Annotated in this window: 16 protein-coding genes; 11 read left to right on the top strand and 5 right to left on the bottom strand. The window is 68.7% G+C overall.

Annotated elements, in window-relative coordinates:
• Positions 1–10: 10 nt before the first annotated feature.
• Both NM961_RS12270 and NM961_RS12275 read right to left on the bottom strand, forming a co-directional pair.
• Positions 11–2,062, bottom strand: coding sequence for a S8 family serine peptidase (locus tag NM961_RS12270; protein WP_255914676.1), 2,052 nt, complete (start codon positions 2,060–2,062; stop codon positions 11–13).
• Positions 2,050–3,090, bottom strand: coding sequence for a trypsin-like serine peptidase (locus tag NM961_RS12275; protein ID WP_255914677.1), 1,041 nt, complete (start codon positions 3,088–3,090; stop codon positions 2,050–2,052). Before NM961_RS12275 ends, NM961_RS12270 begins: the two co-directional genes overlap by 13 nt.
• A 499-nt stretch (positions 3,091–3,589) precedes the next feature.
• Between NM961_RS12275 and NM961_RS12280 the strand changes: the two genes are divergently transcribed.
• The 7 genes from NM961_RS12280 (at position 3,590) to NM961_RS12310 (ending at position 9,529) form a co-directional block, all read left to right on the top strand.
• Entirely contained in the window at positions 3,590–3,832 is a 243-nt protein-coding gene (locus NM961_RS12280; RefSeq protein WP_255914678.1) for a hypothetical protein, read from the top strand.
• Positions 3,789–4,316 carry a hypothetical protein gene (locus NM961_RS12285; protein WP_255914679.1) on the top strand — a complete coding sequence of 176 codons (528 nt, stop codon included), beginning with the start codon at positions 3,789–3,791 and terminating at the stop codon, positions 4,314–4,316. Before NM961_RS12280 ends, NM961_RS12285 begins: the two co-directional genes overlap by 44 nt.
• Before the next feature lie 138 nt (positions 4,317–4,454).
• Positions 4,455–5,894, top strand: a complete 1,440-nt coding sequence (locus NM961_RS12290; protein ID WP_255914680.1) for a serine hydrolase domain-containing protein — start codon at positions 4,455–4,457, stop codon at positions 5,892–5,894.
• 119 nt (positions 5,895–6,013) lie between these two features.
• On the top strand, positions 6,014–6,550 hold the full coding sequence (locus NM961_RS12295) for a MarR family winged helix-turn-helix transcriptional regulator (RefSeq protein ID WP_255914681.1): 537 nt from the start codon (positions 6,014–6,016) through the stop codon (positions 6,548–6,550).
• Between the two features lie 38 nt (positions 6,551–6,588).
• Positions 6,589–7,122, top strand: coding sequence for an arsinothricin resistance N-acetyltransferase ArsN1 family A (locus tag NM961_RS12300; RefSeq protein ID WP_255914682.1), 534 nt, complete (start codon positions 6,589–6,591; stop codon positions 7,120–7,122).
• A gap of 14 nt (positions 7,123–7,136) precedes the next feature.
• Positions 7,137–8,585: an NAD(P)-binding domain-containing protein gene (locus NM961_RS12305; RefSeq protein WP_255914683.1), complete on the top strand. Its 1,449-nt coding sequence runs from the start codon at positions 7,137–7,139 to the stop codon at positions 8,583–8,585.
• A complete protein-coding gene (locus NM961_RS12310; protein WP_255914684.1) occupies positions 8,582–9,529 on the top strand; it encodes a sterol desaturase family protein in 948 nt (315 codons plus the stop codon). Before NM961_RS12305 ends, NM961_RS12310 begins: the two co-directional genes overlap by 4 nt.
• Here NM961_RS12310 and NM961_RS12315 read toward each other — a convergent pair.
• The 3 genes from NM961_RS12315 to NM961_RS12325 are packed head-to-tail and all read right to left on the bottom strand — an operon-like array spanning position 9,526 to position 11,044.
• Positions 9,526–10,206, bottom strand: coding sequence for an aquaporin (locus tag NM961_RS12315; protein ID WP_305119149.1), 681 nt, complete (start codon positions 10,204–10,206; stop codon positions 9,526–9,528). The two genes, NM961_RS12310 and NM961_RS12315, sit on opposite strands and share 4 nt — an antisense overlap.
• A gap of 5 nt (positions 10,207–10,211) precedes the next feature.
• On the bottom strand, positions 10,212–10,706 hold the full coding sequence (locus NM961_RS12320; protein ID WP_255914685.1) for an arsenate reductase ArsC: 495 nt from the start codon (positions 10,704–10,706) through the stop codon (positions 10,212–10,214).
• Positions 10,703–11,044 (bottom strand): ArsR/SmtB family transcription factor, encoded by a 342-nt coding sequence (locus NM961_RS12325; RefSeq protein WP_255914686.1) that lies wholly within the window; start codon positions 11,042–11,044, stop codon positions 10,703–10,705. The genes NM961_RS12320 and NM961_RS12325 overlap by 4 nt, the downstream gene beginning before the upstream one ends.
• 649 nt (positions 11,045–11,693) lie before the next feature.
• Here NM961_RS12325 and NM961_RS12330 point away from each other — a divergent pair.
• The 4 genes from NM961_RS12330 to NM961_RS12345 all read left to right on the top strand — a co-directional run bounded on the left by NM961_RS12330 (position 11,694) and on the right by NM961_RS12345 (position 18,000).
• Positions 11,694–14,624: a TonB-dependent receptor gene (locus tag NM961_RS12330; RefSeq protein WP_255914687.1), complete on the top strand. Its 2,931-nt coding sequence runs from the start codon at positions 11,694–11,696 to the stop codon at positions 14,622–14,624.
• Positions 14,625–14,690: 66 nt separating this feature from the next.
• Complete coding sequence (locus NM961_RS12335) at positions 14,691–16,418, top strand: IlvD/Edd family dehydratase (RefSeq protein ID WP_255914688.1); 1,728 nt, start codon at positions 14,691–14,693, stop codon at positions 16,416–16,418.
• Positions 16,418–17,347: a 2-dehydro-3-deoxygalactonokinase gene (locus NM961_RS12340; RefSeq protein ID WP_255914689.1), complete on the top strand. Its 930-nt coding sequence runs from the start codon at positions 16,418–16,420 to the stop codon at positions 17,345–17,347. The genes NM961_RS12335 and NM961_RS12340 overlap by 1 nt, the downstream gene beginning before the upstream one ends.
• Entirely contained in the window at positions 17,347–18,000 is a 654-nt protein-coding gene (locus NM961_RS12345; RefSeq protein ID WP_255914690.1) for a 2-dehydro-3-deoxy-6-phosphogalactonate aldolase, read from the top strand. The genes NM961_RS12340 and NM961_RS12345 overlap by 1 nt, the downstream gene beginning before the upstream one ends.
• Positions 18,001–18,003 lie beyond the last annotated feature (3 nt).

Consider the following 18,003-nt stretch of genomic DNA (forward strand, 5'->3'; position numbering starts at 1 on the left):
GTGTGCGCACTCAGAACGATCGCAGGACGACCTCGCGGATCCGGCCTATGGCCAGCGGTTCGTCGAACAGCGCCACCGGCCCGGCGGGCTCGATGGCGCCATCGACGATGCGGAAATTCGCCGTGAACTCCAGCGTCGCCGTGCTGAAGTCATCCGCCTCGCAGGGCGCGAACATCTTTTCGTTGTTGCGCCCCTCGTACAGCCAGAGCTTTTCCGCGTCCCGCTTCAGCGACCAGACCACGGCGAGGTCCTTGCTGCTGCCGGCCATGTCGTTCTTGCAGCGGATGCCGTCCAGGCGCGTGATCTCGCCCAGATAGCGTCCGCCGTCCGGGCCGTCGACCTGCACGTAGTCGTCGAACAGGAACAGGGCCTTGGCCACATCCACGCTGACGCGGAAAGCAAGCTGGTCCTGGTCGGCTCTCTCCGCCAGCAGGTTGCCGCTGGCGATCAGCCGCGCCTTCAGCTGGCCCGGCTCCGCATCCGGCGCCACATGGCGCAGCAGCGATGCGGCGAACGTCACGATCGGCGCGGCCTGGGATGTGCCGTCCAGGCGCGCCACAGTGGCCGTGTTGTCCAGCCACGATTCGATGCCGCAGCCCGGTGCGGCCAGGTCCACCGACGATGCGCCGCGATTGCTGAAACCGGCCAGCCGCCCGCGGCCGTCCAGGGCTGCGACGGAAATGACGTTGCCGGCCGTGACACCGCCCAGCGACGCGGGAACGATGGATTTGTCGGCCGGGTTCACGCCGCGGTCGTTGCCCGCCGCCACGACGAAGACGCTGTTCTGGGATTTGCGGAACAGGCCGCGGAAGGTGGCGCCGATGTCGGGCGAGGCCTTGCCGTCGTAGGCGATGCTCATGTTGACGATGGCATCGCTGTATTTGGAATCGTTGGACAGGAAGGTCGCAAGCGTCTGCTCCGCGCCGCGCAGCAGCGTCTTGCGTCCCTCGGCGATATTGAGGATGGTCAGGCGCAGCCAGGGATTGCTCTCGTGCGCGCTGCGGAAGGCGGCAAAGCCGGGGCCGCCGAGCACTATGCCCGCGACATGGGTGCCGTGTCCGGCATCCTGATCGATGGCGGTCTCGCCGCGGCGATTGATCGGGGGAATCTCGTGTCCCACGGACAGCGAGCGGGCGATGCGTGAATTCGGATCCTGCTGGAAATAGCGGATATTGAACGCGCTGCCGGCAAACGGCGCCGCTGCATTGGCGATCAGGTCGGCGCCAAAGAAGCCATTGTCGACAATGACGACATCGGTGCGCGCCGGGCTGAGATTGTGCTCGGGCGCCTGCGCACGCTGCAGCGCAAAGCGCAGCGCCTGTTCGGTGGCCGCCGCATCGAAGGCCGTGTCGACCGGCGCGCAGGCAGCGCCGGCGCTGCCGGCCGGTTCAGCCACCACGATCCGCCCCTGCGACTCGTCGATGCGCCGCACCTTCGCATCGGCGTTGTGCGCCAGCAGCTGGTTCAGCTCCAGCAGGAACTGGTCTTTCGGCAGCAGCGGATAAACCGTGGTCGGCGTGGTCTGCGCCGCGCCGTACAGCACCTGGCCCGGCTGCAATGTGTTGAGCTTTGCCAGCGGCAGGCCGAAGAAATTTTCCAGATCATTGGCCTGCGCGGTCGCACCGGTGAGCCGCGTGAATATCTTCGCCGCGTTGTCCGTCTTTCCCACCACGACCGGCACGCCTTCGTCCACGGCCGCCGCGAACAGGCAGGCCGGAAAACGCAGGGTCTGCGCGCGTGCGCCCGTCGGCGTATCGAGGTCCAGTTGTTCCGGTTGCAGCGCGTTGATCTGCAGCAGCGCGGCGAAATAGGCCTCGTGCACCCTGCCGCAGCGCTGCTGGATCAGCTCCCTGGGCGTCTTTGCGGCAGCGGCGTCCACGTCCGCCGCATCCAGCGTCTGCGCCTTCGCCTTCGTGGCGATGAAATGGATGACATCGGCGTTGAGCTGATCGGTTCCCGCGCGCAGGATCACCGCTTCCTGGGCAATCGCTGCCGATGCCGCAAGGCCCAGCCCCGCCAGCGCGGCCAGGCGACGCAGCCAGGTGCTGCTCACGCGCGGCATGAGCGGCGTCCCGGCTCCGCATTCAGTCCGCAGATGACCGGTTTGTCGCCCTTGTTCCGGTTGAGCCAGGCTTTTGCCCAGTCATGGAAAGTCTTGTTGCCGGTGGCGGCGATGCGCGAAATGATGTCGTAGGCGCCGTCCTGCCGTCGCGCCACCGCGACGGACGAGTTGACGCCGATGATGCGCCGTCCGCTGTCGGGCGCCAGCACGCTTGCGTGCGAAAACAGGGGAGCGCCGGAGTCGCCGGGACAGACGGCCGGCGTCAGCCCCTGCGCCGACCGTATCGAGAGATAGGTCGGCTGTTCCGAACGCAGGTCGGCGGGCTGGTCGACGACGGCATTGCCTATGCGCAGGATCGCCGGCTCGTGCGAGTAATCCAGCGCACCGTCGACGATGCGAAGCTCCGAGCAGCCGTAACCGCTCATCAGCACCGCCGTGCCGGCCTGCGCAGGCCGCTGCGTATCCACCACGTCGAACTGCATCGTGCGCAGCCGCGGCGGCAGCGGCCCGTGGTAATCGACCAGGCACAGGGCGAAATCCTCGCTGCCGCGGGCATCGAAGAACTTCGGTTCGCGCTTGAGGTAGGCCGGGTGGATCTCGCAGCGCAGTTCGGCCTCGGCCCCGCCCGGCAGGGCCAGCGTCGCCTTGCGCGGCCTGGTGCCCAGCGGGTTGTCGACGCAGTGGGCGGCAAACAGGATGACATTGGGCCCGACCAAGGTCCCGGTGCAGGTGGGCGTGCGTTCCGGCGGCGTGTTCGGCCGGGGGATCTTCGCCACGATCAGCGTCGGCCAGTCGCTGGGCGTCACCTCGACACCGTTGGACAGCGTGGTCTTGCCGCCGAGGACATCGGTGGCAAAGGCGAAAACCGCCGGTTCGGCAGGCTCGTCGGCGGGCGTGGGTGCATCGGCGGCTGCCGGCGGCGGCGCCGCTGCCGCGCCGCAGCGTTCGTCCATCCGCGCCGCGAAGGCGGCAACGCCGCACAGGACGCCCAGGCACAACGCCAGTCCACACCTTGCGAATGCGTTCATCCCCACTCTCCCGTCAGCGGACGCGCAAGCGGTGCAGCCGACACCTGCTCAAGTGTCGGGAAAAACACGAATCTCTCACCAGCCGGGCGAGGTCCCGGTCATTGGTCCGCCGCGGCGGCGGGATGCTCCGCCCCTGCACGGTGGCAATCGGGCCTCCCCAAGCCCGGCAAGTCCTTTTCAGGCGCGGTGCAAGAGTAGCCGCGGCTCCTGCCGTTGCCAACTGCAATTCCGGCATTTTTCCAATCATCAGGCCAGGAGATCCGGGAAGCGGCTGCGGCGATACGGATGGCTTCCGCCATTTCTCGCCGGACGGCGGAAGTACATCCGTGCAGGTTGCGCCAATCGGCGCATCAGCACCTTTTTCCGGCCTGCCGATAGCGGCTTTGTACACAGTTACTTTCGGTTACAGGCCGTTGCAGCTGCGTTGTCGTGGCCGGGCGGACGATGGGTAAGGTGGCGCCATCCGGTCCTCGCGGGCTGGCACCTGCGGAGTAGCGCCATGAGCCTCGCCCTCGCCCTCGCCTATGCCGATCCGTCCGCCCGCCGCACCGCTGCGCCCACACTGCGCGCCGGTGCCCGGTGCGCCTTCCGCAAAACCCTGGCGCAGTGCACCGCTCCCTGGAACTGGCCGCCGATGCTGATACCGGACGTTTTCTTTCGCCTGCGTCCCGACGGCTGCGGCACCGGCAGGGACCTCCATGCGCTGGGCGCCCGCGACATTCCGCGGCTTCCCGCGCACTGAGCAGGCCCGCCGCGCCGCGGCGAATTCATCTGTTGCGCGACTGATCCCGACGCCGTGCGCGGCGCCGCAGGAGGGTCTCATGTCTACCCATGCCTTCGTTTCGCGGTTCGTGTATTGCCTCTTCCTCGCAGGCGTCGTGCCGGTCGCAACGCCGGCGGCCGCGCAGTCGGGCGGCGTGCGCCTCGGCATCCGCATCAGCGCGGATACGCCCGAAGCCTTGCAGGCCTGGCGCCGGGCCATCGGGCTGGAGGCGCCGGATCCGGCGGCCGATGCAAAGTGGCGCAACCAGGCCGCCCGGCAGCCCGGCGCCGATGCCGCGCGCGAACGGCGGCGGCGGCGGACACTGGAACTGATTCCGCGCGATGGCGTGGCGGCAGGCATCGGCGAGGCAGAGTGCCTGCCGCTGCCGGCCGTCAGCGATCCCTGCACCCGGGTTGTCTCCTACGATCCACAGGCGCGGATCATCTCCGTTACCGAACGCTGAGCCGCAGCAGCAGCGACGGCGCTGTTTCCGCGGCATTCCTGCCGCAGCGGAGCAGGCCATCCGACAGGCGAAAGCCGGCCGTGGAACCTCGCCGCGGAAACAGGGAAACTTCCGCCGCCTTTCTCGCCGAGAATCTGCGTGTCCATCCGACGTCACGGCTTTTTCCTGCTCTGCCTGCTCGCCAGCGTTCCCTTCGCCGCCGCCGCCGCGGCAGATGAGACGGCCGCGCGGCTGGCGCAGCAAGTACAGGCCAATCAGCAGCGCTACGGCATCGTCGGCCAGGCTGTCGCGATCAGCCACAACGGGCGCGAACTGTTCCGCGCCGTCGCCGGCCTTGCCGATGCGCAGAGCGGCCGGCCGGTCAGGGCCGACGACATCTTCCCGGTGTTTTCGCTGAGCAAGCTCTTCGTCAGCACACTGGTCATGCAACTGGTCGAACAGGGCAAGGTCGGGCTGGATCAGCCGGCCGGCCGCTATCTGCCGGACCTGCCGCAGCGCTGGCACGCGATCACGCTGCGGCAGCTGCTCGATCACAGCTCAGGGCTTCCGGAGTATTTCGACGACGCGCAGATGGCCGGCACCGCGCAGGCCAACGCCTCATTTGCGGCCGGCCTGCCGGCCGTGTACGCGCAGCTGGCGGACAAGCCGCTCGTATTCCCCGCCGGCAGCCAGACGCGCTATACCCAGACCAATTACCTGGTACTCGCGCACCTGCTGGAGACGCACTACGGCAAGCCCTACCCCGCCATCGCCGCCGAGCGCATCATCAAGCGGCTGCGGCTCAGGCACACCTATCTGGGTGACGAGACGCTGCCGCAACAGGGCGTGGTCACCGCCTACCTGAGCAGCAACGGCCAGCTGCAGCGGCAGCCGGATATCGCCTGGCCGCGCTATGCGCTGGGTCATGCGGGGCTGTACATGAGTCTCGGCGATCTGACGGCCTTCCTGCAGGCGGTGCGCAGCGGCACGCTGGTTTCCAAGGCCACGCTGCAGCAGCTGTGGCAGCCGCAGACCCTGGCCAACGGCCAGACCGGCTGGTTCGCCACCGGCTGGGAGGTCGGCGAAAGCGGCGGATACCGCATGGCCGGCCATGACGGCGGCGCGCGGGTGCGGGTGCGCCTCCTGTTCAAGGACACGCTGGACGGCGACAGCTACAGCGTGATTTATCTGACCAATGGCAGCCGCCGCGGTGTCTGGTCGCGCACCCTGGTGGACAGTCTGCTCGCCGCCGCGGCGCCGCAGCAGTTCCGTGCCGAGGCGCTGTCCGAGCAATTGATCCGCTTTGCGCTGCAGGCACCCGACGACACGGCGGTGCAGCAGTTCGCCGGCGCGCTGCGCGCGGGCGGCGGCTTGCAGGGGCCCGCGCTGGAGCGGGCCGTCAACAACAGCGGCTACGCGATCCGTTCCAATTTCGGCGTCGACCCTGCCCTGCCCGTCTTCCGCGTCAATACCCTGCTGTTTCCGGCATCGGCCAATACCTGGGACAGCCTGGCCGAAGCGTATGCGGCCAAGGGCGATACCGCCCGCGCCGCAGCGGCTCGCGCGACGATGAGTGCGCTTTCCGGCGGCCGCCGTTGAACGCGGTACGCCGCGAACAGGCAGGCGCCGCGTTCGCCGGACTGGCGCCTTGACGGCCGCCCTGGCGAAACGCCACCCGCGACTTGCACCGGCCGCGGCAGCGGGCATATAGTTGTCACATGCAACCTAAATCCTCCTCCGCGCGTTCGCCCCAGGCCGAGCTGCTGGCCGATGCCACCGCCCTGCATGCCGCGGTTTCGGATCTGGTGCGCATCTATCAGTTCCGCGATCGCGACAAGATCTGTTGCTACGACATTTCCGTTACCCAGTGCTATGCGCTGGAAGCCCTGGCGGGGCGGGGCCCCATGCGCAGCCAGGCGCTGGCGGAACTGCTGCTGCTGGACAAGAGCACGACTACGCGCGTGGTCGACGCGCTCGAACGCAAAGGCTATGTGGAACGCCGCGCCGACGCGGCCGATGCGCGCGCGCTGTCGCTGCAGATCACCCGCAAGGGCCGCACGCTGTACGAAACCATCAACCGCGAGCTGATCGCCCAGCAGGCCGAGATCGTCGCCGGTTTCGACCGCGAAGCCTGCGCGATGGCGACCGAGGTGATCCGGCGGCTGGCCCGGGCGGCCGAGGCGCGCTTCGTTTCCGGAATCAGTGTCGGCGACTGCGCCCCGGGCACGGGCTGCAGTCCCAGACGCCGCGACTGATATTTTTTTGTCCCTATAGTTGCAACTGACAACATACCATGCCAACTTCCATCCATATCAGAACCGCCGGCGTCGCCGATGCGCCGGCCGTCGCGGCGATCCACAACCAGGGCATCGCCGAGCGCTCGTCCACCTTCGAGACCACGCCACGCACGGTTGCCGAACTGGAAGCACGCCTGCGCGATACGCACTACCCCGTGCTGGTGGCCGTCGACGCCGACGGTCAGGTCGTCGGCTGGGCGGGACTGAGCAGCTACCGGCCGCGCGCCTGCTATGCCGGCATCGCCGAATTCTCGATCTATCTGGACCGCGCCGCGCGCGGCCGCGGCATAGGCCGCACGCTGCTTGCAGCCCTGATCGACACCGCCGCCGCGCGCGGATTCAGCAAGCTGGTCTCACGCATCTTCCCCGACAACAGCGCGAGCCGCCGCCTCTGCGCGGCCTGCGGCTTCCGCGAAGTCGGCGTCTACGAAAAGCACGGCCGGCTCGACGGCCGCTGGCTGGACGTGGTGATCGTCGAACGCCTCATTCCCGCCAACCTTGCCGGCGCTGCCGCCGGCGCTTCCTGCTGACAGCGAGGTTCCTCATGACTGCTCAATTGCCCGTCGTCGTCATCGGTGCCGGCCCGGTCGGCCTGGCCGCCGCTGCCCATCTGCTGGCCCGCGGCCTGGTGCCGCTGGTGCTGGAAGCAGGCCCGGAAGCCGGCGCCGCCATCCGCCGCTGGGCGCATGTGCGCCTGTTTTCGCCGTGGGAATTCAATGTGGACCGCACCGCGGCCGCGCTGCTCCAGGCACAGGGCTGGCAACCGCCCGATGCCACCCATTTCCCGACCGGCCGCGAACTCATCGAACACTATCTGCAGCCGCTCGCCGCGACGCCGGCGATTGCCGCGCAGCTGCGTCTGGGCGCGCGGGTCGTCGCCGTCACCCGGCAGCGCCGCGACCGCATGAAGAATACACAGCGCGAGCACGCTTCCTATGTCGTGCGCTACGAACAGGACGGCACGGAACATGAAGTGCTTGCGCAGGCCGTGATCGATGCCTCCGGCACCCTGGACCGGCCCAACCCGGTCGGTGCCGCCGGAATACCCGCGTTGGGCGAACGCGCGGCCCAGGCGCAGATCGCCTACGGCATACCGGATGTCGCCGGCAGCGAGCGGTCCCGCTATGCCGGCCGGCGTGTACTCGTGGTAGGCAGCGGGCATTCGGCGCTGAACGTCCTGGCCGATCTGTCCCGCCTCGCGCGGGACGGCAGCGGCACGCAGATCCATTGGGCGATCCGGCGTCCGTCCCTGCGCCGCGTGCTGGGCGGCGGCGAGAACGATCAGCTCAAGGAGCGCGGCCGGCTGGGATCGCGCATAGGCCGGCTGATCGACGCCGGCATCATCGCCGTCCACACCGGAACCCACCTCGACCGGATCGCGCGCACGGCGCAGGGCTGGGTCGCCAGCGGCGATGGCAAGACGCTGCCGCCGGTCGACGAGATCGTCGCGGCGACCGGCTTCCGGCCGGATCTCGGTTTCCTCGACGAAGTCCGCCTCGATCTGGATCCGGGCACCCAGGCGCCGCGCGCGCTGGCGCCGCTGATCGATCCCAACCTGCATAGCTGCGGCTCGGTGCCGCCGCACGGTGCGACTGAACTGCAGCAGCCGGATGCCAACCTCTACCTCGTCGGCATGAAGAGCTACGGCCGCGCGCCGACCTTCCTGCTGCTCACCGGCTATGAACAAGTGCGCTCCGTCGCCGCGGCGATCGCCGGCGACTGGGAAGCGGCGCGGCGCGTCGAACTGGTGCTGCCGGAGACCGGCGTGTGCAATACGCAGTTCAGCGACGAGGAAATTCCCGCCGCCCCGTCCGCATGCTGCGGCGGCCCGGCGCCGGCCCAGGCCGATGCCTGCTGCCGCGCCGATGCCGAGGCCAAAGCGGAAGGCACCGGCGGCTGCGGCTGTGGGCCTGCAACGGACGAAGTTCCCGCACCGGCGATCGGTGCCGCAACGGTCCGCCGCAGCGCGTGCTGCGATCCGGCGCGCCCGTGAGCAGCGGCAGATCCCGCCTGTGCCCTTGTCTCGTCGCCGGCTTGCAGCGCCTGAGTTTTCCGTTTCTGTTCGGCGGCGCGGGCTCCGCCGCCGCAGGGGCGTATACGCCGGCGAACAGCGGCTGGCTGATGCCCTTGGTCGTGGTCGCAGTCGGTTTGCTCACCTATGCCCTGGAACGTCTGCTGCCGTACGCGCCGGCCTGGAACAACGGCACCGGAACGCGATCCGATGCGGGCCATCTGGCCGCCACCGCGGTCTTTGCGCACCTGGGCGAGTCGCTCGCCTGGTCCGCCGCCGTCGCGATCGCCGGCACGCTGCCGTTCTCGCAAGGGGTCTGGCCGCGGGACTGGCCGCTGCCCGCGCAGATCGTGCTGGCGCTCGCGGTCGGCGACTTCCTGCCCTACCTCTACCACCGCGCCAGCCATGAAACGCAGGGGTTCCTCTGGCGCGTACATGCGATCCATCACGCGCCCGAGCGCCTCTACACGCTGAATTTCGCGCGGTTCCATCCGCTCAATGCCGCCCTGACGGCCGGGCTGACGCTGTTGCCGCTCGCCGCACTGGGCGCCGGGCCATTCGTGCTGTTCGTGGCCGGCGTCCTGCACAACGTGCACGGCGTACTGAGCCACGCGAATGTGGATTTCCGGCTGGGGCCCTTGAATGCCGTCTTCAGCATGGCCGAGCTGCACCGCTGGCATCATGCGCGTGATCCGCGCCTGGCCAACGGCAATTACAGTGCAACGCTGACCGTATGGGACTGGCTGTTCCGCACACGCCGCAATCCCGGCCGCGGCGTGGCGCGCGACGGTGTCGGGCTGTGGCACGGCAGCGCGCTGCCGCCGCGCCTGTTGCAGCAATGGATCTACCCGTTTGCGCAATTGCGCCTGCGGCGTGCGCAGCACCGCCGGCCGCCGCGACGCTGGCGCTGCTGCCAGCCGGCCTAGCGGCGCTCCGGTGCGCGCGCTGGCGCAAACAGCCAGCCGCCCAGCCCTAGGCCGAGGGCCGCACCGGCGCACTGGGCCAGGACGAAGCCCGGCACGTCCGCCGGGCGGATGCCGGCAAAGGTATCGGTGAGGCAGCGGGCCAGCGTGATCGCCGGATTGGCAAAGGAAGTCGACGCGGTGAACCAGTACGCCGCGCCGATCCAGGCGGCCACCAGCCAGGGCGCATCGGCGCTGCGCCGATGGCCGATCACGACGGACAGCAGGCCGAAGCTCGCCACCGCCTCGGCCAGCCATTGCGCCGGCCCGGTGCGGACATGGGCCGAGGTCTGCAGCAGCGGCAGTTCGAACATGGCATGCGCGAGTACGGCACCGGCGCAGCAGCCGGCGGCCTGCAGTGCGATGTAGACCGCACTGTCGCCGATGGCAAGCCGCCGGCGCAGCACCGCGACGGCGGAAACCAGCGGATTGAAATGCGCGCCGCTGACCGGCCCCAGCAACGCGATCAGCACCACCAGCACGGCGACTGTCGCGGCGGTATTGGCCAGCAGTGCGACGGCCAGGTTTCCGCCGGCAAGGCGCTCGGCCATGATGCCCGAGCCGATGACGGTCGCTGCCAGCAGCGCCGATCCCAGGGCTTCGGCCGCGCCGCGGCGCGCCAGCGAAGGCTGCGTGTGCATCGGGCTCAGGCCTTGCCGATGTCGCGCAGGCGGTCGTGCAGCGCCATGCGGTCCAGCGCAGCGAACGGCAGGCTGGTGAACAGCTCTATGCGCCGCTGCAGCGTGGTGAAGGCTTCGCGGAAGGCATTGGCTTTCTCCTGCCCGGTGCCCTCGACCGCTGCCGGATCGGGCACGCCCCAGTGCGCGGTAACGGGCTGGCCCGGCCACACCGGACACGCTTCGCCGGCGGCGTTGCCGCAGACGGTAAACACGAAATCCAGCGCCGGCGCGCCAGGCTGCTCGAACTCGTCCCAGCTTTTGCTGCGCAGGCCATCCGTCGCGATTCCCAGGCGCTGCAGCAGCGCGAGCGCGTGGGGATTGACTGCGCCGGCAGGATGGCTGCCGGCGCTGAAAGCGCGGAAACGGTCCTTGCCTATGTGCCTGAGGATGGCCTCGGCCAGGATGCTGCGGGCCGAATTGCCCGTGCACAGGAACAGGACGTTGAACACGCGATCGGTCATGCGGAGGCTCCAGGTTTCTGCCGGCGGGATACCAGCGCAGCGGGTGTGCACGGGCGCCCGCCGCAGCAGTTGTCGGTGAGGAAGGCGACCAGCGCGTTCATGCGCGCGAAATTGGCCGAGTAATAGATGAAGCGCCCCTGGGGCTGCGCCGACAGCAGATCGGCCTGGCTCAGCGTCTTCAGATGGAAGGACAGCGTATTGGCCGGAATACCCAGACGCTCGGCGATCGCCGTCGCCGGCAGGCCTTCGGGACCGGCTTCGACCAGCAAGCGGTAGACGGCCAGCCGGCTGTCCTGGGCCAGCGCGGCAAGGGCCTGTACGGCGGATTTCGATTCCATGGATCCAGAATAATCGAATCATGTGACGGATTGAAGACGGATTCCGGGGCCTCTACTGCGGCGTGCCGCGGCGTCGGCGGTCCCGCGGCGCCATTCGCTGCGCATCCGGACGACAACGCGCTTCGCCGCACGCACGCGCTGTCGCGGCACACCCGCACCATTGCGCGCGCAGTTTGCGCAATGCACCGCGACGGCCCGCCCCGCCGCGCGGCAATGCCGAAACGGGCAGTCGCGGCACCGAGAACCTTCTTTCACCGGCTTTCGCCAGGTTGCAGAAATTGCTGCCGCGACACGCGCTTGCGCCGCCGCAGCGCGCTCGCGGCCGCGCGTGCGCGATGCCGCAGCGCAGCACCCGCAGCGGACTGCGCGCAATCGGCGAATTCGGCGAATCACCCCGGCGTGCCGCAGGATTCGGTCAATACATATATATGATAAATCGACGAGCATCCCCGCCACTGGAAATGCGATCCGCGCGAGCGGCCTGTCGCAACCGTGACCCGGAGGGAAGCCGGGAGCCTGTGTCGCCGGCGCCCTGCGCCGGGCGGCCGGCTGCGCCAAAGCGCCGCACATCAATTGACGCCGATGTTCTGCAGCACGCGCTGCGGATCGGGCGTCGTCGTCTGCACCAAACCGTCAAGGGGAAAGCTGGGTGAACAACTTGCATCAGAAACTCGCGCTCGCGTCGCCGCGCAGCGTCCTTTTCCTGGCTCTCAGCCTGGGCCTGTATTCGCAGGCATACGCGCAAAGCAATACGGTCGGCTCGATCTACGGTTCGGGCAAGGCCGGCGCCACGATCAGCGTGGAAAGCATGGACACCGGCCAGAAGCGCGAGGTCTCGGTCGACGACAAGGGCCGCTACCGCGTCAACTCGCTGCCGGCCGGCCGCTACCGCGTATTCGATTCCGGCGCCAGCGGCGACGTCGACCGCGTGGTCACGGTCAGCCCGGGCGTTGGCACGGAGCTGAATCTCGACGCCAGCCAGGAAATGGAAACCATCCAGGTGACCGCGTCGGCGGCCGCCAACCCGGTGGACGTGACCAGCGTGGAACTGGTCAACGTGGTGCGCGCGGAAATGGTGAACAAGCTGCCGGTGGCGCGCGACATTTCCTCCACCGCGCTGCTCACCCCGGGCACGGTGCAGGGCGATTCCACCTTCGGCAACCTGGCCTCCTTCGGCGGCGCCTCGGTGGCGGAGAACGTCTACTACATCAACGGCTTCAACGTCACCAATATCCGCAACGGCATCCAGTTCACGCAGATTCCGTACGAAGCGGTGGAATCCACCACGATCAAGAACGGCGGCTACGGTGCAGAATTCGGCCGCTCCACCGGCGGTGTCATCGACATCACCACCAAGCACGGCACCAACACCTGGGAATTCGGCGGCAATGCCTACTGGCAGCCGCGCCAGCTGCGCGAAAGCTCGCCCAACGTGTATTTCCCGGACGGCCGCATCTACATCTACAACAAGGATGACGAAGCCTCCGACCTGTACTACAACGCCTACGCCAGCGGCGCGCTGGTCAAGGACAAGCTGTTCATCTACGCCCTGTACCAGGGCAACGAGGTCGAGGCGCGCAACTATTCCAACGGCAGCGTATCGCCGAGCAAGCGCACCGATCCGCTGGGCCTGTTCAAGCTGGACTGGTTCATCACCGACCGCCACCGCTTCGAACTGACCGCGCTGACCGACAAGCGCAAGACCGAATACACCGCCTACAAGACCAACGGCTACAGCACCGAGATCACCGGCAAGACCGGCACCGGCAGCACCACCCGCGGCGGCGAGAACTACATCGGCAAGTACACGGCCAATCTCACCGACGACTTCTCGCTGTCGGCTTCCTACGGCTATGGCAAGTACAGCCAGGCCGATGCGGCCACCGGCGCCGACTGCCCCTACGTGATTGACGCCCGCGGCGGCACCACGCAGAACCTGGGCTGCTGGGTCAGCTCCACCGCGCCCAGCAGCGAGAACGCCGATACGCGCAAGGCCAGCCGCGTGGATCTGGAATGGCACCTGGGCGACCACAGCCTGCGCGCCGGCCTGGACAACGAGACCATACTCACGGTCAACGAAGTCAATCTGTCCGGCGGCATAGGCTGGCGTTACATCGACGTGGTGCCCGGTGCCGTCCTGCAGAACGGCGCCGCGGTACCCGACGGCGTGACCCAGGCCGTGCGCACCCGCGTGCGCATCGAAGGCGGCTCGTTCAAGTCCAAGAACACGGCGCAGTACATCGAGGACAACTGGCAGGTCACCGACAACCTGCTCGCCTACATCGGCGTGCGCAACGAGACCTTCGACAACCGCAACGACCAGGGCAAGTCCTTCATCAAGGCCGACCGGCAGATCGCGCCGCGCCTGGGCCTGAGCTGGGACGTCAACGGCGACAGCAGCGCCAAGGTCTACGGCACACTGGGCCGCTACCACCTGCCGATCCCGACCAACATCAACTACCGCGTCGCCGGCTCGCTGACCGACCTGGCCAACTGGTACGTGTTCGACCCGGCCAGCTCGCGCATCGACCCGGTCACCGGCGTGCCGACCAACCTGGGCCCGCAGATCGGCGGCACCTATGCCTACGCCGACGGCGTGGCGCCGGATCCGCGCACCGTGTCGGCGCAGAACATCCGGCCCATGTATCAGGACGAGCTGACCCTGGGCTACCAGCAGATGCTGACGGACACCTGGTCGCTGGGCGTGCGCGGCACCCATCGCCGCCTGAAGTCGCTGATCGAGGACACCTGCCAGAGCGCCGGCATCGCGCGCTGGGCCGAGGACAACGGCTACACCAATTTCTCGCCCGACAGCCTGCCGCCCTGCATCCTGCTCAATCCGGGCTTCGATTCCACCATCTACCTGGACATCAACAACGACGGCAACCTGACCAAGCACACGATCCCGGCGCACTACTTCGGCCTGCCGCGCGCCAAGCGCAACTACAACTCGGTGGAATTTGCGCTGGAGAAAGCCTACGCCGACAACTGGTACCTGCAGGCCTCGTACACCTGGTCGCGCAGCTACGGCAATACCGAAGGCTTCGTGCGCACGGACAACGGCCAGGTCGACGCGGGCAATACCACGTCCTTCGACCGTCCGGGCCTGATGGACGGCAGCTATGGCCTGCTGCCCAACGACCATCCGCACTTGCTCAAGGCGCACGGCTTCCGCGACCTGAATGAAGAATGGCGCCTGGGCTTCAACTGGTGGTCGCAGGCGGGCCGCCCGCTCAACTGCTTCGGCGTGTATCCGGAAGACGGCAGCGATCCGGAAGCCGCCGGCTACGGCGCAGCCTCGTTCTACTGCGGCGGCAGGCTGCAGCCGCGCGGTTCCCGCGGCCGCATTGGCTGGGCCCACAACCTCGACCTGGGCCTGCAATACACGCCCAAGTGGGCCGACGAACGCCTGACCTTCTCCGCCGACGTGTTCAATGTGTTCAACTGGCACAAGGTGCTGGAGCGCCAGGAAACGGCCGAGACCGACGACCGCACGCCCAATCCGAGCTACATGCTGCCGCTCACCTACCAGGCTCCGCGCATGGTGCGCTTCTCGGTGCGCTACGAGTTCTCGCTGTAATCCACGCGGTCAATACGGCGGGCCGGCACAGCTGACTGTGCCGGCCCGCCGTCCATCGGAAACGGTATGAGCGAAAAGAAACGGCTGCGCAGCCAGCACAGTTACGGCGCGCGCAACAAGGACGGTTTCATCCACCGCAGCTGGATGAAGAGCCAGGGCCTGCCCGACGATGTTTTCGACGGGCGGCCGGTCATCGGCATCTGCAACACCTGGTCGGAACTCACGCCGTGCAATGCGGGCCTGCGCGAAATCGCCGACCACGTCAAGCGCGGCGTGTGGGAAGCCGGCGGCCTGCCGCTGGAATTCCCGGTGATGTCGCTGGGCGAGACGCAAATGCGCCCGACCGCGATGCTGTTCCGCAACCTTCTGTCGATGGATGTGGAAGAGTCGCTGCGCGGCAATCCCGTGGACGGCGTCGTACTGCTCGGCGGCTGCGACAAGACCACGCCGGGACAGCTGATGGGCGCGGCCAGCGTGGACCTGCCTACGCTGGTGGTATCGGCCGGGCCCATGCTCAACGGCAAGTTCCGCGGCCGCGACATAGGCTCGGGCACCGACGTATGGAAATTCAGCGAAGCCGTGCGCGCGGGCAGCATGCCGCTGCGCGACTTCTTCGCCGCCGAACGCGGCATGTCGCGCGGCCCCGGCACCTGCATGACCATGGGCAGCGCCTCGACCATGGCCTGCCTGGCCGAGGCCCTGGGCGTGGCCCTGCCCGGCAACGGCACGGCGCCGGCGGTGGACGCCCAGCGCCGCCTGATCGCGCATGAAAGCGGCCGCCGGATCGTCGATCTGGTACAGCGCGACGTGCGCCTGTCGCAGCTGCTCACCCGCGCCGCGTTCAGGAACGCGATCCGCGTACTGGCCGCCATCGGCGGTTCCACCAACGCCGTGCTGCACCTGCTCGCGCTGGCGCGCCGCCTCGGCGTCGAACTGCAGTTGCAGGATTTCGACACGCTGACCGCCGACGTGCCCCTGCTGGTAGATCTGCAACCCTCCGGCCGCTTCCTGATGGAGGAACTGCACTATGCCGGCGGCCTGCCGGCGGTGATGAAGAACCTCGCGCCGCTGCTGGATCCCGCCGCGCCGTCGGCGGCGACCACGACCATCGAAGGCCACTACCGTGATGCGGAATGCTACGACAGCGACGTCGTGCGCACGCTGGAAGCGCCGGTCAAGCCCGTTTCCGGCATCTGGGTGCTGCGCGGCAATCTCTGTCCCAACGGCGCGGTGATGAAGCCCAGCGCGGCCAGCCCGGCGCTGTTCAGGCATCGCGGCCGCGCCGTGGTGTTCAGCTCGATCGAGGATCTGCGCGCGCGCATAGACTCGCCCGATCTGGATGTGGACGAAAACAGCGTGCTGGTGCTGCAGGGCTGCGGCCCGCGCGGCTATCCCGGCATGCCCGAGGTCGGCAATATGCCGCTGCCGCGCAAGCTGCTGGAGCGCGGTATCACGGACATGCTGCGCCTGTCCGATGCGCGCATGAGCGGAACGGCCTTCGGCAGCGTGATCCTGCATGTGGCGCCGGAAGCCGCCGCGGGCGGACCGCTGGCCCTGGTGCGCGACGGCGACGAGATCGAATTCGACGGACCGGCACGGCGGCTGGACCTGCTCGTCGCGCCCGCGGAACTGGCCGCGCGCGCTGCGCAATGGCAGGCCGAAAAGGCCGCGGCGCCGCAGGTGCGCGGCTACGCCAAGCTGTATGTGGATCATGTGCTGCAGGCCGACGAAGGCTGCGATTTCGATTTCCTGGTCGGCGCCAGCGGCAGCGAAGTGACGCGGGAATCGCACTGATGCGCCGCGCACGTTTCATCGCCGGCGACTGGGGCACCAGCCATCTGCGCCTGGCCCTGTGCGCCGAGGACGGCGCCGTGCTGGCCGAGGCCCGCGGCCCCGGCGCCGCGGCCTGCAACAGCCGTTTCGCCGAGGTGCTGGCGCAGGCGGCCGCCCCCTGGGCGGAGCACGGTCGGCTGCCGGCGCTGCTTTGCGGCATGGTCGGTTCGCGCCTGGGCTGGAAGGAGGCGCCGTACCTGCCCTGCCCCGCCAGCCTGGAACAGCTGGCGCAGGGCTGCATCGCGCCGGGCATGCCGGACGTGCGCATCCTGCCGGGACTGCGCTGCACCAATCCGCTGGGCGCGGCGGATTTCCTGCGCGGCGAGGAAACCCAGGTACTGGGCGCGCTCGCGCTCGATGCGCGCCTGCGCACCGGCCGCCATCTGCTGGTACTGCCCGGCACGCACAGCAAATGGCTGCAGCTCGATGCGGCGCAGGTGCGGCAGTTCCAGACCTTCGTCACCGGCGAGATCTACGCCGCGCTGCACGCGCACAGCGTGCTGGTGACACCGGCGGCAGCGGCCGGCGAAATCGCCCTCGACGGCGCCTTCCTGCGTGGCCTGCAGCGCAGCGTGGCCGCGCCGCCGGATGCGCTGCTGGCGCAGTTGTTTGAATGCCGCGCGCGGCGCCTGGCCGGCGAGATGGCCGAGGACGAGGCTTCCGAGTTCCTCTCCGGCCTGCTGATCGGTCATGAGTTGCGCCAGGGCCTGGCGCAACACGCGGCCGCGGCGCATGCGCCGCCCTGCCTGATCGGCACGCCGGCGCTGACCCGGCGCTATGCCTACGCCCTGTCGGTGTTCGATATCGACAGCACCTGCATGGACGGCGGCGCGGCCGCCATCGCCGGACTGGCCGCCGTCCACCGGCAACGCTGTCTGGAGCAAGCCTGATGGGATTTGAGATCGACAACGGCATCATCGCCATCCTGCGCGGCCTGCGGCCGGAACGTGCGGTGCAGACCGCCGCGCTGTGCTACCGGCACGGCATCCGTGTCATGGAAGTGCCGCTGAATTCGCCCGAACCGCTGCGCAGCATCGAATATCTGGCCGCCGCCGGCCTGCCCGGCTGCCGCATAGGCGCAGGCACGGTGCTGAGCGCCGCCGCCGTGGACCGGGTGCGCGGTGCCGGCGCGGAATTCATCGTCACGCCGAACGTGGATGGCGCGGTGATCCGCGCCGCGCGGGATTCCGGCCTGGCGGCCATTCCCGGCTTCGCCACACCGACCGAAGCCTTCGCGGCCCTGGCGGCCGGCGCCGATATGCTCAAGCTGTTCCCCGCGGCAAGCTACGGCCCGGGCCATCTCAAGGCCCTGCGCGCCGTGCTGCCGCCGGCCGTGCGCGTGTTCGCAGTCGGCGGCGTGGTGCCAGCGCAGTGCGGGCTGTGGCGGAATGCCGGCGCCGCGGGCTTCGGCTTCGGTTCGGAGCTGTTCCGTCCCGACGAGGACGATGCGCAGCTCGATCAGCGCATAGGCTCACTCATGCAGGCCTACCGCGCAGCCGGCGGCGTCTGCTCCGATTCCACCCAACCCCTTTCCGCGGAGTAAGGC

It is taken from the genome of Tahibacter harae, assembly GCF_024437735.1.
Classification (GTDB): domain Bacteria; phylum Pseudomonadota; class Gammaproteobacteria; order Xanthomonadales; family Rhodanobacteraceae; genus Tahibacter; species Tahibacter harae.

Coding starts and splice junctions, on each gene's coding strand:
- NM961_RS12270 (WP_255914676.1), bottom strand. CDS start 2,062: ATGCCGCGCGTGAGCAGCACCTGGCTGCGTCGCCTGGCCGCGCTGGCG.
- NM961_RS12315 (WP_305119149.1), bottom strand. CDS start 10,206: ATGCACACGCAGCCTTCGCTGGCGCGCCGCGGCGCGGCCGAAGCCCTG.
- NM961_RS12295 (WP_255914681.1), top strand. CDS start 6,014: ATGCAACCTAAATCCTCCTCCGCGCGTTCGCCCCAGGCCGAGCTGCTG.
- NM961_RS12285 (WP_255914679.1), top strand. CDS start 3,789: ATGCGCTGGGCGCCCGCGACATTCCGCGGCTTCCCGCGCACTGAGCAG.
- NM961_RS12340 (WP_255914689.1), top strand. CDS start 16,418: ATGCGCCGCGCACGTTTCATCGCCGGCGACTGGGGCACCAGCCATCTG.
- NM961_RS12335 (WP_255914688.1), top strand. CDS start 14,691: ATGAGCGAAAAGAAACGGCTGCGCAGCCAGCACAGTTACGGCGCGCGC.
- NM961_RS12280 (WP_255914678.1), top strand. CDS start 3,590: ATGAGCCTCGCCCTCGCCCTCGCCTATGCCGATCCGTCCGCCCGCCGC.
- NM961_RS12325 (WP_255914686.1), bottom strand. CDS start 11,044: ATGGAATCGAAATCCGCCGTACAGGCCCTTGCCGCGCTGGCCCAGGAC.
- NM961_RS12345 (WP_255914690.1), top strand. CDS start 17,347: ATGGGATTTGAGATCGACAACGGCATCATCGCCATCCTGCGCGGCCTG.
- NM961_RS12275 (WP_255914677.1), bottom strand. CDS start 3,090: ATGAACGCATTCGCAAGGTGTGGACTGGCGTTGTGCCTGGGCGTCCTG.
- NM961_RS12300 (WP_255914682.1), top strand. CDS start 6,589: ATGCCAACTTCCATCCATATCAGAACCGCCGGCGTCGCCGATGCGCCG.
- NM961_RS12320 (WP_255914685.1), bottom strand. CDS start 10,706: ATGACCGATCGCGTGTTCAACGTCCTGTTCCTGTGCACGGGCAATTCG.
- NM961_RS12305 (WP_255914683.1), top strand. CDS start 7,137: ATGACTGCTCAATTGCCCGTCGTCGTCATCGGTGCCGGCCCGGTCGGC.